Annotated in this window: 7 protein-coding genes; 6 read left to right on the forward strand and 1 reads right to left on the reverse strand. The window is 66.2% G+C overall.

The genetic code is table 11. The features are described 5' to 3' along the window. Positions 1-336: 336 nt before the first annotated feature. Both rpoB and rpoC read left to right on the forward strand, forming a co-directional pair. The gene (gene rpoB / locus ASD59_RS12890; RefSeq protein WP_055832305.1) at positions 337-4455 is read left to right on the forward strand and encodes a DNA-directed RNA polymerase subunit beta; all 4119 of its coding nucleotides are present in this window, start codon (positions 337-339) and stop codon (positions 4453-4455) included. Positions 4456-4550: 95 nt separating this feature from the next. Further along, positions 4551-8747, forward strand: a complete 4197-nt coding sequence (gene rpoC / locus ASD59_RS12895) for a DNA-directed RNA polymerase subunit beta' (RefSeq protein WP_055832307.1) — start codon at positions 4551-4553, stop codon at positions 8745-8747. A gap of 130 nt (positions 8748-8877) precedes the next feature. On the opposite strand, the gene ASD59_RS12900 is transcribed toward rpoC, so the two are convergent. Then, positions 8878-9681, reverse strand: a complete 804-nt coding sequence (locus ASD59_RS12900) for a hypothetical protein (protein ID WP_156377031.1) — start codon at positions 9679-9681, stop codon at positions 8878-8880. A 361-nt stretch (positions 9682-10042) separates the two neighbouring features. Here ASD59_RS12900 and rpsL point away from each other — a divergent pair, with 361 nt between their 5' ends. The 4 genes from rpsL to ASD59_RS14745 form a co-directional block, all read left to right on the forward strand. After that, entirely contained in the window at positions 10043-10414 is a 372-nt protein-coding gene (gene rpsL, locus ASD59_RS12905) for a 30S ribosomal protein S12 (RefSeq protein ID WP_055832311.1), read from the forward strand. 66 nt (positions 10415-10480) lie between these two features. Then, entirely contained in the window at positions 10481-10954 is a 474-nt protein-coding gene (gene rpsG, locus ASD59_RS12910) for a 30S ribosomal protein S7 (RefSeq protein ID WP_055832312.1), read from the forward strand. A gap of 151 nt (positions 10955-11105) precedes the next feature. Beyond that, positions 11106-13187 (forward strand): elongation factor G, encoded by a 2082-nt coding sequence (gene fusA, locus ASD59_RS12915; RefSeq protein ID WP_055832314.1) that lies wholly within the window; start codon positions 11106-11108, stop codon positions 13185-13187. A 56-nt stretch (positions 13188-13243) separates the two neighbouring features. Next, positions 13244-13351: GTP-binding protein (locus ASD59_RS14745; RefSeq protein ID WP_200947909.1), on the forward strand; the 108-nt coding region annotated here is incomplete at its 3' end.

Below are 13351 nucleotides of genomic sequence, written 5' to 3' on the forward strand. Positions count from 1 at the left end.
CACCCCGGCTGAATCGCCGGGGCGGTCCCCCTCCCCATCGCTGCGCGACAGGGAGGAAAGATCAGTGGGGGCCTTTATTTCGTCAGAGAAGCGCGTATATGTGCCGGTCCCGCAAACATCCCCCCGTATGCGCGCGAAAGCGCCGAGGCCCGGTCCGTCGCCCTCCGACCGAGCGAAGGCGTGCTCCTCCCCAAGGGAGCTCTACATTTCAGACGTCCTGGCGCCGAGAGGCCCGAGGGTGGACGTCGAAACCGATGGTCACGGTTCGCCCGAGAGGCGGAGCCGTGGCTGCTGCATTGAACGCGGGCTGCCCGGCCCGCGCATTGGGAAGACAGAATGGCCAAGTCCAAAGCTGAGCTCGCCGTCGTCAACGGTCAGTTCGCCCACGCCACCACCTTCACCGGCAAGAAGCGCATCCGCCACTCGTTCGGCCGGATCCCCGAAGCGGTGCAGATGCCGAACCTGATCGAGGTTCAGCGCGCCTCCTACGAGCAGTTCCTGCAGCGCGAAGTGCGCAGCGGACCGCGCAAGGACCAGGGCATCGAGGCGGTCTTCAAATCGGTCTTCCCGATCAAGGACTTCAACGAACGCGCCATCCTGGAATACGTCTCCTACGAGTTCGAGGACCCGAAGTACGACGTCGAGGAATGCATCCAGCGCGACATGACCTATGCCGCGCCGCTGAAGGTCAAGCTGCGCCTGATCGTATTCGAGGCGGATGAAGAGACCGGCGCGCGCTCGGTCAAGGACATCAAGGAGCAGGACGTCTACATGGGCGATATCCCGCTCATGACCGACAAGGGCACCTTCGTCGTCAACGGCACCGAGCGGGTCATCGTCTCGCAGATGCACCGTTCGCCCGGCGTCTTCTTCGACCACGACAAGGGCAAGACGCACAGCTCGGGCAAGCTGCTGTTCGCCGCCCGCGTGATCCCGTACCGCGGTTCGTGGCTCGACTTCGAGTTCGACGCCAAGGACGTGGTCTACACCCGCATCGACCGCCGTCGTAAGCTGCCGGCCTCGACCTTCCTGATGGCCCTGGGCATGGACGGCGAGGAAATCCTCAAGACCTTCTACGAGACCGTGCCCTACGAGAAGCGCGGCGAAGGCTGGGTCACCCCCTACAAGGCCGAGCGCTGGCGCGGCGTGAAGCCGGAGTTCGACCTGGTCGACGCCGACACCGGTGAAGTGATCGCCGCCGCCGGCACCAAGATCAGCGCCCGCCAGGCCAAGAAGCTGGGCGACACGACCACGTCGCTGTCGCTGGCCGCCGACGCCCTGCTGACCAAGTATCTGGCCGCCGACGCCGTCAACTACGAGACCGGCGAGATCTACGCCGAGGCCGGCGACGAGCTGGACGCCCCGACCATCGAGCTGCTGGAGGAGAAGGGCTTCTCCACCATCGACGTGCTGGACATCGACCACGTCACGGTCGGCGCCTACATGCGCAACACCCTGCGCATCGACAAGAACACCGGCCGCGAGGACGCGCTGTTCGACGTCTATCGCGTGATGCGTCCGGGCGAGCCGCCGACCCCGGAGGCCGCCGAAGCCATGTTCAACTCGCTGTTCTTCGACAGCGAGCGCTACGACCTGTCCGCCGTCGGCCGCGTGAAGATGAACATGCGTCTGGAAACCCCGGACGTCTCGGACGAGATCCGCGTGCTGCGCAAGGACGACGTCCTGCGCGTGCTGCAGATCCTCGTCGGCCTGAAGGACGGCCAGGGCGAGATCGACGACATCGACAACCTCGGCAACCGCCGGGTCCGTTCGGTCGGCGAGCTGCTGGAGAACCAGTACCGCGTCGGCCTGCTGCGGATGGAGCGCGCCATCAAGGAGCGCATGTCCTCGGTCGATATCGACACGGTGATGCCGCACGACCTGATCAACGCCAAGCCGGCCGCCGCGGCCGTGCGCGAGTTCTTCGGCTCGTCGCAGCTGTCGCAGTTCATGGACCAGACCAACCCGCTCAGCGAGATCACCCACAAGCGCCGCCTCTCGGCGCTTGGCCCGGGCGGTCTGACGCGCGAGCGCGCGGGCTTCGAAGTCCGCGACGTGCACCCGACCCACTACGGCCGCATCTGCCCGATCGAAACGCCGGAAGGCCCGAACATCGGCCTGATCAACTCGCTGGCCACCCACGCGCGGGTCAACAAGTACGGCTTCATCGAGAGCCCCTACCGGCGCGTGAAGGACGGCAAGGCCACGGACGAGGTGGTCTACATCTCGGCCATGGAAGAGGCGAAATACACGATCGCCCAGGCCAACATCGAGCTCAAGGACGGCATGATCGTCGAGGAGCTGGTTCCGGGCCGCATCAACGGCGACTCGCAGCTGCTGATCCGCGCCGACGTGGACATGATGGACGTGTCGCCGAAGCAGGTCGTCTCGGTCGCCGCGGCCCTGATCCCGTTCCTCGAAAACGATGACGCCAACCGGGCCCTGATGGGCGCGAACATGCAGCGTCAGGCCGTGCCGCTGGTGCAATCCGACGCACCGCTGGTCGGCACCGGCATGGAAGCGGTCGTGGCCGTGGACTCCGGCGCCGTCGTGGTCGCCCGTCGTGACGGCGTCGTCGAGCAGATCGACGGCACCCGCATCGTCGTGCGCGCCACCAACGAGCTGGACGCCGGCCGTTCGGGCGTCGACATCTACCGCCTGTCGAAATTCCAGCGTTCCAACCAGTCGACCTGCATCAACCAGCGCCCGATCGTACGCGTGGGCGATGAAGTGAAGGTCGGCGACGTGATCGCCGACGGCCCGTCGACGGACCTGGGCGAACTGGCCCTGGGCCGCAACGCCCTCGTCGCCTTCATGCCCTGGAACGGCTACAACTTCGAAGACTCGATCCTGATCTCCGAGCGCATCGTGCGCGACGACGTCTTCACCTCGATCCACATCGAGGAGTTCGAGGTCATGGCCCGCGACACCAAGCTGGGGCCGGAAGAGATCACCCGCGACATCCCGAACGTCGGCGAGGAAGCCCTGCGCAACCTCGACGAGGCCGGCATCGTGGCGATCGGCGCCGAGGTCCAGCCGGGCGACATCCTGTGCGGCAAGGTCACGCCGAAGGGCGAAAGCCCGATGACGCCGGAAGAGAAGCTGCTGCGCGCCATCTTCGGCGAGAAGGCTTCGGATGTCCGCGACACCAGCCTGCGCCTGCCGCCCGGCGTCGCCGGCACCATCGTCGACGTGCGCGTCTTCAACCGCCACGGCGTCGACAAGGACGAACGGGCCATCGCCATCGAGCGTTCGGAAATCGAACGCCTGGGCAAGGACCGCGACGACGAGCTGAAGATCCTCGAGCGCAACGTCTACGGTCGTCTGCATCCGCTGATCGTCGGCAAGACCGCCACCTCGGGTCCGAAGGGCCTGGGTCGCGGCGTCGTCACCGAAGCCAAGCTGGGCGAGCTGTCGCGCGGCCTGTGGTGGCAGATCGCCCTCGACGACGAGAAGGCGATGGGCGAGCTGGAAGCCATGAAGAAGCAGTTCGAGGACGCCCGCAAGGCGCTCGACCGCCGCTTCGAGGACAAGGTCGAGAAGCTGCAACGCGGCGACGAACTGCCCCCCGGCGTGATGAAGATGGTCAAGGTCTTCGTGGCCGTGAAGCGCAAGCTTCAGCCCGGCGACAAGATGGCCGGCCGTCACGGCAACAAGGGCGTCATCTCCAAGATCCTGCCGATCGAGGACATGCCGCACCTGGAAGACGGCACCTCGGTGGACGTCGTTCTGAACCCGCTGGGCGTGCCTTCGCGCATGAACATCGGCCAGATCTTCGAAACCCACCTGGGCTGGGCCGCCGCCGGTCTCGGCAAGCAGATCCAGGGTCTTCTGGAAGCCTGGCAACAGGGCGGACAGAAGAAGGCGCTGGTCGATCACCTGACCAGCATCTACGGCGCCGACACCCCGCTTCCGGAATCGGAAGAGGACCTGGTCGAGCTGGCCCGCAACCTGTCCAAGGGCGTTCCGTTCGCCACCCCGGTGTTCGACGGCGCGCACATCAACGACATCGAGGAACTGCTGGAGAAGGCGGGCCTCGACCGCACGGGCCAGTCGATCGTCTATGACGGTCAGACCGGCGAGCAGTTCAAGCGTCCGGTCACGGTCGGCTACATCTACATGCTGAAGCTGCACCACCTGGTCGACGACAAGATCCACGCCCGTTCCATCGGGCCGTACTCGCTCGTCACCCAGCAACCGCTGGGCGGCAAGGCGCAGTTCGGCGGACAGCGCTTCGGCGAGATGGAGGTCTGGGCGCTGGAAGCGTACGGCGCGGCCTACACCCTGCAGGAGATGCTGACGGTGAAGTCCGACGACGTGGCCGGCCGGACCAAGGTCTACGAGGCCATCGTCCGCGGCGACGACAGCTTCGAGGCGGGCATTCCCGAGAGCTTCAACGTGCTCGTCAAGGAAATGCGCTCGCTGGGCCTGAACGTGGAGCTGGAGAACAGCTGACCGATCAAAATCCCTCTCCGCGAAAGCGGGGAGGGACGGTCTTTCGCTTTCTCCCTCAATGAAATTTGGCGGGTCACCCCGCAGAAGGAATCAAGATGAACCAGGAAGTCCTGAACATCTTCAACGCGGTCCCGGTCACCCCGACCTTCGACCAGATCAAGATCGCCCTCGCCAGCCCGGAGAAGATCCGGTCGTGGTCGTTTGGCGAGATCAAAAAACCCGAGACGATCAACTACCGGACGTTCAAGCCTGAGCGTGACGGCCTGTTCTGCGCCCGTATCTTTGGCCCGACCAAGGACTACGAATGCCTGTGCGGCAAGTACAAGCGCATGAAATACAAGGGCATCATCTGCGAGAAGTGCGGCGTTGAGGTCACCCTGGCCCGCGTTCGCCGCGAGCGGATGGGCCACATCGAACTGGCGTCGCCGGTCGCCCACATCTGGTTCCTGAAGTCGCTGCCGTCGCGCATCTCGCTGATGCTGGACATGGCGCTGAAGGACGTGGAGCGCGTCCTCTACTTCGAAAACTACATCGTCACCGAGCCGGGCCTGACCCCGCTGAAGCAGAACCAGCTGCTGACGGAAGACGAGTTCTACCGCTACCAGGACGAGTTCGGCGATGACGGCTTCACCGCCGAGATCGGCGCCGAGGCCGTGCGCAACCTGCTGATCGGCATCGACCTGCACGCCGAGGCCGAAAAGCACCGCGGCGAACTGGCCGACAGCCCCTCGGAAATGAAGGCCAAGAAGGCCTCCAAGCGCCTGAAGCTGATCGAGGCCTTCCTCGAGAGCGGCAACAAGCCCGAGTGGATGATCCTGACGGTCGTGCCGGTCATCCCGCCGGAACTGCGCCCGCTGGTGCCGCTGGACGGCGGCCGCTTCGCCACCTCCGACCTGAACGACCTGTATCGCCGGGTCATCAACCGGAACAACCGCCTGAAGCGCCTGATCGAACTGCGCGCGCCCGACATCATCATCCGCAACGAAAAGCGGATGCTGCAGGAATCGGTCGACGCCCTGTTCGACAACGGCCGCCGCGGCCGCGTCATCACGGGCGCCAACAAGCGTCCGCTGAAGTCGCTCGCCGACATGCTGAAGGGCAAGCAGGGCCGCTTCCGCCAGAACCTTCTGGGCAAGCGCGTCGACTATTCGGGCCGTTCGGTCATTACCGTGGGTCCCGAGCTGAAGCTGCACGAGTGCGGCCTGCCCAAGAAGATGGCGCTCGAACTGTTCAAGCCGTTCATCTATGCGCGCCTTGACGCCAAGGGCCTGTCGGGCACCGTCAAACAGTCCAAGCGCATGGTCGAGCGCGAGCAGCCGCAGGTGTGGGATATCCTCGACGAGGTCATCCGCGAGCACCCGGTCCTGCTGAACCGCGCGCCGACGCTTCACCGTCTGGGCATCCAGGCGTTCGAGCCGAAGCTGATCGAGGGCAAGGCCATTCGCCTGCACCCGCTGGTCTGCACCGCCTTCAACGCCGACTTCGACGGCGACCAGATGGCCGTTCACGTCCCGCTGAGCCTCGAGGCCCAGCTGGAAGCGCGCGTCCTGATGATGTCGACGAACAACATCCTGTCGCCCGCCAACGGCAAGCCGATCATCGTGCCGTCGCAGGACATCGTCCTGGGCCTGTACTACCTGTCGCTGGTCAAGGAAGGCGAGAAGGGCGAGGGCAAGCTGTTCGCCAACATGGGCGAGATCGACGCCGCGCTCGACGCCGGTGTCGTGTCCCTGCACACCAAGATCAAGGCTCGCTGGACCGAGATGAACGCCGCCGGCGAAGTCATCACCAAGGTCATCGACACGACCCCGGGCCGGATGAAGCTGGGCGCGCTGCTGCCGCATAACGCGAACATCGGCTACCGCCTGCTCGAGAAGAACCTGACCAAGAAGGAAATCGGCAACCTGATCGATCAGGTCTATCGCCACTGTGGTCAGAAGGCGACGGTCATCTTCGCCGACCAGATGATGCAGCTGGGCTTCCGTGAAGCCGCCAAGGCCGGCATCTCCTTCGGCAAGGACGACATCGTCATCCCCGCCGCCAAGGCCACCCTGGTCGCCGCCACCCGGACCCAGGTCGAGGAGTACGAGCAACAGTACGCCGACGGCCTGATCACCAAGGGCGAGAAGTACAACAAGGTCGTCGACGCCTGGGCCAAGGCCACGGACAAGATCGCCGACGCCATGATGGGCGAGATCGCGCAGCCGCGCGTTCTGGCCAAGGGTCAGGCGCCGGACATCAACTCGGTGTTCATGATGGCCAACTCCGGCGCCCGCGGTTCGCAGGCCCAGATGAAGCAGCTGGGCGGCATGCGCGGCCTGATGGCCAAGCCCTCGGGCGAGATCATCGAGACGCCGATCATCTCGAACTTCAAGGAAGGCCTGACCGTCCTTGAGTACTTCAACTCCACCCACGGCGCCCGCAAGGGTCTGGCCGACACCGCGCTGAAGACCGCCAACTCCGGCTATCTGACGCGTCGTCTGGTCGACGTGGCGCAGGACTCGATCGTCACCGAGGACGATTGCGGCTCGACGCGGGGCATCACCCTGCGCGCCGTGGTCGAAGGCGGCGACGTGCTGGTCTCGCTGGGTCAGCGGGTTCTGGGTCGCTACGCGGCGGAGGACATCAAGGAACCGGGCGGCGACAAGGTCCTGTTCAAGGCCGACACCTACCTGCAAGAGGAAGAGGTCGAGGTCATCGACAACGCCGGCGTCCAGTCGGTCAAGGTCCGCTCGGCCCTGACCTGCGAAGCCGAAGCCGGCATCTGCGCCTATTGCTACGGGCGTGACCTGGCGCGCGGCACCAACGTCAACATCGGCGAAGCGGTCGGCGTCATCGCCGCCCAGTCGATCGGCGAACCCGGCACCCAGCTGACGATGCGGACCTTCCACATCGGCGGCACGGCGCAGGTGGCGGAAACCTCGTTCTACGAGGCGACCAACCCCGGCATCGCCCGTATCACCGGCCCCACCGTCAAGGCGGCGCACGGCGATCTGGTGGCCATGAGCCGCAACGTCGTCGTCACCATCGTGGTCGACGGCAAGGACCGCGAGAGCCACAAGATCCCGTACGGCGCCCGCCTGCGGGTGGTCGAGGGATCGGACGTCAAGCGCAGCCAGCGTCTGGCCGAGTGGGACCCCTACACCTCTCCGATCCTGACGGAAGTCGGCGGCGTGATCCGGTTCGAGGACCTGGTCGAGGGCCTGTCGGTCCGCGAGGAAACCGACGAAGCGACGGGCATCGCCCAGCGCGTCGTCAGCGACTGGCGCGCCAGCCCGCGTGGGGCGGACCTGCGTCCGGCCATGGGCGTCACCTCCGGCGACGCCTACGCCAAGCTGGCCTCGGGCTCCGACGCCCGTTACCTGCTGCCGGTGGGCGCGGTTCTGTCCGTGAACAACGGCGACGTGGTCAAGCCGGGCGAGATCATCGCCCGCGTCCCGACCGAGGGCGCCAAGACGCGCGACATCACCGGCGGTCTGCCGCGGGTGGCCGAGCTGTTCGAAGCCCGTCGACCCAAGGACTGCGCGGTCATCGCCGAGATGGACGGCCGCGTGGAATTCGGACGCGACTACAAGAACAAGCGTCGCATCAAGATCACGCCGGAACCGGATGCCGACGGCAACCAGGCCGAACCGGTCGAATTCCTGATCCCCAAGGGCAAGCACATCTCCGTCCACGACGGCGATCTGATCAACAAGGGCGACTACATCATCGACGGCAACCCGGATCCGCACGACCTGCTGCGCATCCAGGGCGTCGAGGCCCTGGCCGAGTACCTGGTGAACGAAGTGCAGGAGGTCTACCGACTGCAGGGCGTGCCGATCAACGACAAGCACATCGAGGTGATCGTTCGCCAGATGCTGCAGAAGGTCGAGATCCTGGACTCGGGCGAGACCACCCTGATCCGTGGCGACACGGTCGAGGTGGCGGAAGCCGTGCTGGAAAACCAGAAGGTCGAGAAGCGTGGCGGCCGTCAGGCCACCACCCAGCCGGTCCTGCTGGGCATCACCAAGGCGTCGCTGCAGACCCGCAGCTTCATCTCGGCGGCGTCCTTCCAGGAGACGACCCGCGTCCTCACCGACGCCTCGGTCAACGGCAAGATCGATACGCTGGAAGGCCTGAAGGAGAACGTCATCGTCGGCCGCCTGATCCCGGCCGGCACGGGCGCCTATCTCCGCGCCCTGCAGAAGATCGCCAACGAACGCGACGCCGAACTGACGTCGCAGCGGGAAGAGGCCATCGAGCCGCTTCCGGCCGACCTGGCGCTGGAGCTGGAGAGCAGCGAAGGCTGATCCCGGGTCGAGCCCGGGATGACAATCCAACCGTGAAGAGGGCGGCCCCGGCGACGGGGCCGCCCTTTTCTTTTGGCGCTATCGCTCGCCGCGCGGCGGCTCCCTGCTTGAGCGCGGGCAGCGCGTGGTTTCAGCGGGGCGGCGGGTCGCGCTGGAACCCGGCGCCGGGCGTGAGCGGCGTTCCGCTGCTGCGCGGACCATCCCTGCGGGTGCGGATGTTCTGCGTCGAGTCCGGACGCAGGGACTGGTCCAGATGCGCCCCTGCGACACCCATGCCGAAGTTGGAGCCAGGGCCGTCCTGGGGGCCGACATTGCCGCTGCCGCCTGCCAGGGGGCGCCGGCGGGCCTCGTATTCGGCGAGGCGGCGGGCGCCCTCGCGGGCGAAGCGGGCGTCGCGTTCCGGATTGCCCGTGCCTTCGATGGGCCGGGCCGTCGCCGCCCGCTGGCCGAAGCGGTCGTCGCAGATGGCGCGTTCGGCGGCGCTGAGCACGGCGCCGGCGGCGCAGCCGACGGGACTGGTGCGCAGGCCCTGGCCGATGCGGTCGCCGAGGGTGCGGGGGCGGACGGTCCAGGCGCTGTCCGCCGGGGGCGGAGGCGCGCCAGGGGCGGGCGCCGCGAGGCGCGGGGAGGGCGGCGCGGGCGATTCGTCCTCGTCCTCGTCGCGCGGGGTCGGGGTGGTGACGGACCGGGTCAACGGCGGAGCCTCGGTCTGCCGGGCGGCCACCGGTTGTCGCGGGGTCTCGTCGGCCAGCAGGGGCCGGGGCTCAAGCTGGACATAGATGGTGGGTTCCGGGTCGGGGAACGGCGAGGCCGGTCCCATGGTCCGCAGGCCGAGATACCCCAGAAGGCCCGCGTGCAGCAGCAGGGAGGCCGCGACGATGGCGGGCTTGCGCCAGCGGTCGGCGCGCGGCCACACCCGGATCGATCTCGACATGCCCCCGCCACCCGCCATGCGCGCATGGGAGGGGGTGAGCGTGGCGGTATTGCGGCTGTGTTGCGGGTGAGCCGCTCCGGCAGACGTCACGCCACCCTTGACCCCGCGCCCCCTCGCGCGTAGAAGCCCCCCACTTTCGAGGCTCCCGGTTCGCCGGGTTCCGGGATCGTGACAATTGAGCGGACGGGCTGCGCCCGCCGGAACGCCCGAAGCGCGCGTTCCGGTTTTTTCGTTTGGTTGGCTCTCCTCGGCTCGAGATCAAACCCGGGGCGGCGTTCAGGCGTCGTCCGAAAAGAAGGCTCACCGGGGCGCTCCGGCCGAAAGGCACACGCCCCCATCGATTGAAGAGAACCGAGACTCCATGCCGACTATCAACCAGCTGATCCGCAAGCCGCGCCAACCCAAGCCGGTGCGCAACAAGGTGCCGGCCCTGAAGGGCTGCCCCCAGCGCCGCGGCGTCTGCACCCGCGTCTATACGACGACCCCGAAGAAGCCCAACTCGGCTCTGCGTAAGGTCGCCAAGGTCCGCCTGACCACGGGCATCGAGGCCGTGTGCTACATCCCCGGCGAGGGCCACAATCTGCAGGAGCACTCGGTGGTCCTGATCCGCGGCGGCCGCGTGAAAGACCTTCCTGGCGTTCGCTACCACATCCTGCGCGGCGTGCTCGACACGCAGGGCGTCAAGGATCGCAAGCAGCGCCGTTCGCACTACGGCGCCAAGCGTCCGAAGTAAGCGACCGCCCCATTCCATTCGCCGGCTCGCGCCGGCCGTCCGACACCGCTTTAGAAGGCCAAGCCCATGTCCCGTCGTCACCGCGCACAGAAGCGCGAAGTTCTGCCGGATCCCAAATACAAGGATCTGATCGTCACCAAGTTCATGAACTACGTCATGTACGAGGGCAAAAAGGCCGTCGCCGAGAACATCGTCTACGGCGCGTTCGAGATCCTGGCCGACAAGAAGAAGGAGCAGGAGCCCGTCGCGACCTTCCACGCCGCGCTGGACAATGTGGCCCCGGCCGTTGAAGTCCGCTCGCGTCGCGTCGGCGGCGCCACCTATCAGGTGCCGGTCGAGGTTCGCCCCGATCGCCGCCGCGCCCTGGCCATCCGCTGGCTGGTCAACGCCGCGCGCAAGCGTGGCGAGAACACCATGACCGAAAAGCTGGCCGCCGAGCTGCTGGACGCTTCGAACAACCGCGGCACCGCGGTCAAGAAGCGCGAAGACACTCACAAGATGGCCGAAGCCAACCGCGCCTTCAGCCACTACCGCTGGTAAACGCCTTCAAGGCGCCGCGTTCGGCGCCTATCTAGTGACTATCCGGCGCGGGCGGTTTGAGCTAAATCGCCCGCGCCCGCTTATCCGCACAGATCGACATCTCCCCGAGGGCGCGAAACGCGTCCTGAACTCACTTCAAGGCACGCTTCTCATGGCCCGTCTCAACAAGATCGAGGACTACCGCAACTTCGGCATCATGGCCCACATCGACGCGGGCAAGACGACGACGACCGAGCGGATCCTGTATTACACCGGCAAGTCCCACAAGATCGGCGAAGTCCACGACGGCGCCGCGACCATGGACTGGATGGACCAGGAGCAGGAACGCGGCATCACCATCACGTCGGCCGCGACGACCGCCTTCTGGAAAGAGAAGCGCCTCAACATCATCGACACCCCGGGCCACGTGGACTTCACCATCGAGGTCGAACGTTCGCTGCGCGTGCTCGACGGCGCCGTGACGGTGCTGGACGGCAACGCCGGCGTCGAGCCGCAGACCGAAACCGTCTGGCGTCAGGCCGACAAATACAACGTTCCGCGGATCGTGTTCGTCAACAAGATGGACAAGATCGGCGCCGACTTCGACGCCTCGGTGCAGTCGATCCGCGACCGCCTGGGCGCCAAGGCCGTGCCGATCCAGTTCCCGATCGGTTCGGAATCCTCGCTGTCGGGCCTGGTCGACGTCGTCGCCATGAATTCGGTGGTCTGGGACAACGACGCCCTGGGCGCCAACTTCACCGTCGGCCCGATCCCGGACGACCTGATGGACAAGGCCGTCGCCGCTCGCCAGTACCTGATCGACAACGCCGTCGAACTCGATGACGAGGCGATGGAAGCCTATCTGGACGGCACCGAGCCGTCGCTGGAAGTGCTGAAGAAGTGCATCCGCAAGGCCGTGCTGACCGGCGCCTTCTATCCGATCCTGTGCGGCTCGGCCTTCAAGAACAAGGGCGTGCAGACGCTGCTGGACGCCGTCGTCGACTACCTGCCGTCGCCGGTCGACATCCCCCCGACCCCGGGCATCGACTTCAAGACGGAAGAACCGGTCGTGCGCCGCGCCTCCGACGACGAGCCCCTGTCGGTTCTGGCCTTCAAGATCATGGACGACCCGTTCGTCGGCTCGCTGACCTTCTGCCGCATCTATTCCGGCAAGATGGAAACCGGCATGGGCCTGCTGAACTCCAGCCGCGACCGCAAGGAACGCGTCGGCCGCATGCTGCTGATGCACTCCAACGACCGTCAGGACATCAAGGAAGCCTACGCCGGCGACATCGTCGCCCTGGCCGGCCTCAAGGACACCCGCACGGGCGACACCCTGTGCGATCCCCTGAAGTCGCCCGTCATCCTCGAGAAGATGGAATTCCCGGCGCCCGTGATCGAGATCTCGGTCGAGCCCAAGACCAAGGCCGACCAGGAGAAGCTGGGCGTCGCCCTGGCCAAGCTGGCCTCGGAGGATCCCTCCTTCACCGTCTCGACCGATCACGAGTCGGGCCAGACCATCCTCAAGGGGATGGGCGAGCTGCACCTCGACATCAAGATCGACATCCTGCGCCGCACCTACAAGGTCGACGCCACCATCGGTCAGCCGCAGGTGGCCTACCGTGAATCGCTCGGCCGCAAGGTCGACATCGACTACACGCACAAGAAGCAGACCGGCGGTACGGGCCAGTTCGCCCGCGTCATGATCACCTTCGAGCCCGGCGAGCCCGGCTCGGGCTTCGTGTTCGAGAACTCGATCGTCGGCGGCGCCGTGCCCAAGGAATACATCCCGGGCGTCCAGAAGGGCCTCGAGTCCATCAAGGACGGCGGCCTGCTGGCCGGCTTCCCGCTGATCGACTTCAAGGCGACGCTGACGGACGGCAAGTTCCACGACGTCGACTCCAGCGTGCTGGCGTTCGAAATCGCGGCCCGCGCCGCCTTCCGCGAACTGAAGGACAAGGGCGCGCCCAAGCTGCTCGAGCCGATCATGGCGGTCGAGGTCGTGACCCCCGAGGACTACCTCGGTTCGGTCATCGGCGACCTGAACGGCCGTCGCGGCATGATCCAGGGTCAGGACATGCGCGGCAACGCCACCGTCGTGAACGCCTTCGTGCCGCTGGCCAACATGTTCGGCTATGTGAACACGCTTCGCGGCATGTCGCAGGGCCGCGCGGCCTTCACCATGCAGTACGACCACTACGAGCCGGTGCCGCAACACGTCGCCGACGAAGTGATCAAGAAGTATTCCGCTTAAATCACCCCCTGAAACACTAGGACAAAGCCCCCTGTTCAGGGGACGGAGAGAAGAGAATGGCCAAGGAAAAGTTCGAACGTAACAAGCCGCACTGCAACATCGGCACGATTGGTCACGTTGACCACGGCAAGACGACGCTGACGGCGGCGATCACGATGGTTCTG

Origin of the sequence: Brevundimonas sp. Root608 (genome assembly GCF_001427825.1) — a bacterium.
In the GTDB taxonomy this organism is placed as follows: domain Bacteria; phylum Pseudomonadota; class Alphaproteobacteria; order Caulobacterales; family Caulobacteraceae; genus Brevundimonas.

What these genes read in the sequence shown, in the direction of transcription:
- fusA (WP_055832314.1), top strand. Translation starts at nt 11,106, where the DNA reads ATGGCCCGTCTCAACAAGATCGAGGACTACCGCAACTTCGGCATCATG.
- ASD59_RS12900 (WP_156377031.1), bottom strand. Translation starts at nt 9,681, where the DNA reads ATGTCGAGATCGATCCGGGTGTGGCCGCGCGCCGACCGCTGGCGCAAG.
- rpoB (WP_055832305.1), top strand. Translation starts at nt 337, where the DNA reads ATGGCCAAGTCCAAAGCTGAGCTCGCCGTCGTCAACGGTCAGTTCGCC.
- rpsG (WP_055832312.1), top strand. Translation starts at nt 10,481, where the DNA reads ATGTCCCGTCGTCACCGCGCACAGAAGCGCGAAGTTCTGCCGGATCCC.
- rpsL (WP_055832311.1), top strand. Translation starts at nt 10,043, where the DNA reads ATGCCGACTATCAACCAGCTGATCCGCAAGCCGCGCCAACCCAAGCCG.
- rpoC (WP_055832307.1), top strand. Translation starts at nt 4,551, where the DNA reads ATGAACCAGGAAGTCCTGAACATCTTCAACGCGGTCCCGGTCACCCCG.